The following is a 2,021-nucleotide window of genomic DNA, read 5'->3' on the forward strand; positions in this document are numbered from 1 at the left end:
AGCTTCAGGCCGGTCTCGGTGAAGGTCTCGATATGATCGGTGACAATCGAGACCTTGCCGGCGCGGATGGCGCGGAAGAAATCCGCGTCTGGCACCAGGCAGAGCCGCTGGTCCCACGGCCTGTAGCGCGGCGTGAAGTGGGTATCGATGTCGTAATCGGGCCCCAGCATCTGGCGCACGCCGCCCAGCAGGAGGCGCGTCACCTTGTCGGGCCGGCGCTTGCACAGCTGGTAGAAATACATGCCGAGCAGCACGTTCTTCCATCGCGTCGCCCCGTAGGCGAGCCCGAGCGGCAGATGGCGCCGGAGCCTGTTGGCGAGCGAATCCTGGCTCGGCCGCGCCACCATGTAGGTGGGCGAGCGCTGCACCATGGTGACGTGGCTCGCCGTCTCGGCCATCGCCGGCACCAGCGTCACCGCGGTAGCGCCGCTGCCAATCACCACCACCCGCTTGCCGGCATAGTCGATGTCGTCGGTCCATTTCTGCGGATGGACGACGCGGCCCCCGAAGCGGTCCATGCCTGCAAAATCCGGCAGGTAACCCGCCGCGTAGTCGTAGTAGCCGCTGCACATCCACAGGAAGCTGCAGGTGAGCCGGATGGGCTCACGCGCCTCGCCGCCTACGACCTCCACCGTCCAGCGCGCGTCCGGAGTCGACCAGTGTGCCGCGACGACGCGGTGGCCGTAGCGGATCTGCCGGTCGATGCCGCCATCGCGCGCCACCTCGCGGATATAGGAGAGAATCGACGGGCCGTCGGCAATCGCCTTGGCGTCCTTCCACGGCCGGAAGCGATAGCCCAGCGTGTACATATCGGAGTCCGAGCGCACGCCGGGGTAGCGAAACAGATCCCAGGTGCCACCACTCTCCGCGCGCGCCTCGAGGATGGCGTAGCGCTTGCCGGGGCAGTGCTTCTGAAGGTGCCATGCCGCGCCGATGCCGGACAGTCCGGCGCCGACGATCAGCACGTCGAAGTGCGTCGCGGCGGCAGCGTCGAAGAGGAGCGTGTCCATGGCCGGAGCTTCGTCGAGCGGCGCGGCGCCCGCAACTGCCGTCCGGCCTACTCGACCGCCGTGAAGTGCATACTCTGAATCGTGTCGACCAGCTTGGTGAGGCGATGGCGCAGCGACTGGTCGAGCGGACGGTCGTCGGGCTGGGATTGCAGGACCAGCTCGGCCTCTTCGAGCTGCCGCACCAGCGTGAAGGCCTCGCTCGCTTTCTGCTTGTCGCTTCCGGCGAGCAGCGGCATCAGGCCCATGTAGAGCGAGCCGAGGCTGCGGTTCTGCAGCTCGGGCGACAGCGGGATCGTGCTCTTGAAGATGCCGTCGAGGGCCGCCTTGGCATCGCCCACCGTTTTGGCCCGCCGCAGCAGGAAGGTCATGTTGTCGAGCCGATGGTGGATCTCGAAGCGGTGGGTGCTGAGGATCTGGCGGTTCTGCTGCTGGGTCTCGTGGTCGTGCTGGATCTGCTGGATGATGGCCGCGCCGCCGGTCAGCACCACCGACGACAGCAGCCACATCCCCACAGAGCTGTTCAGGAAGTCGAACAGCTTCGTGCCGAGACCCTGCCTGGGCGGCGGCGCTGGGGGTGCCGGTGGCGGTGCCGCGGCCGCAGCGGCTTCTGCCTCCAGGGACTTGCGGATGGTCTGGCGATAGTGCTCCTCGGCGGCAATACGCTTGAGCTCGTCCTCCGTCAGCATCGCCGCCCTCTACTCCTTCATGAAGGCGTTGAGGTCGGGCGTCGGAATGGAATGGTCGAGGTAGCCGAAGGTGCCCTTCTCCTTCACCTCCTTCGCCGCATCGAGCAGGCCCGTCATCGCCGCCCGGTAGAGCGAGGTGGCCAGGCTGATCCGCTTGACGCCGGCCGCCTCGAGATCGGCCCGGGTGAACGACCGGCCCTTGATGCCGACCATGAAGTTGAACGGCTTGCCGAGGGAGCTGCAGACCTTCCTGACCGCATCGAGGTCGGGCAGGCCGGGTGCGAACAGCACGTCGGCCCCCGCCGCCTCGAAGGACTGCAGGCGC

At 67.3% G+C, this 2,021-nt stretch carries 3 protein-coding genes; all 3 read right to left on the reverse strand.

Translation table 11 applies throughout. From position 1 onward, the window contains the following. Positions 1 to 1,010: flavin-containing monooxygenase (locus tag AB7O82_RS13355; RefSeq protein WP_428619556.1), on the reverse strand; the 1,010-nt coding region annotated here is incomplete at its 3' end. Positions 1,011 to 1,057: 47 nt separating this feature from the next. Further along, positions 1,058 to 1,696: a hypothetical protein gene (locus tag AB7O82_RS13360; RefSeq protein ID WP_428619559.1), complete on the reverse strand. Its 639-nt coding sequence runs from the start codon at positions 1,694 to 1,696 to the stop codon at positions 1,058 to 1,060. 9 nt (positions 1,697 to 1,705) lie between these two features. Continuing rightward, positions 1,706 to 2,021: isocitrate lyase/phosphoenolpyruvate mutase family protein (locus tag AB7O82_RS13365; RefSeq protein WP_428619561.1), on the reverse strand; the 316-nt coding region annotated here is incomplete at its 5' end.

It is taken from the genome of Reyranella sp. (assembly GCF_050185545.1).
In the GTDB taxonomy this organism is placed as follows: Bacteria; Pseudomonadota; Alphaproteobacteria; order Reyranellales; family Reyranellaceae; genus Reyranella.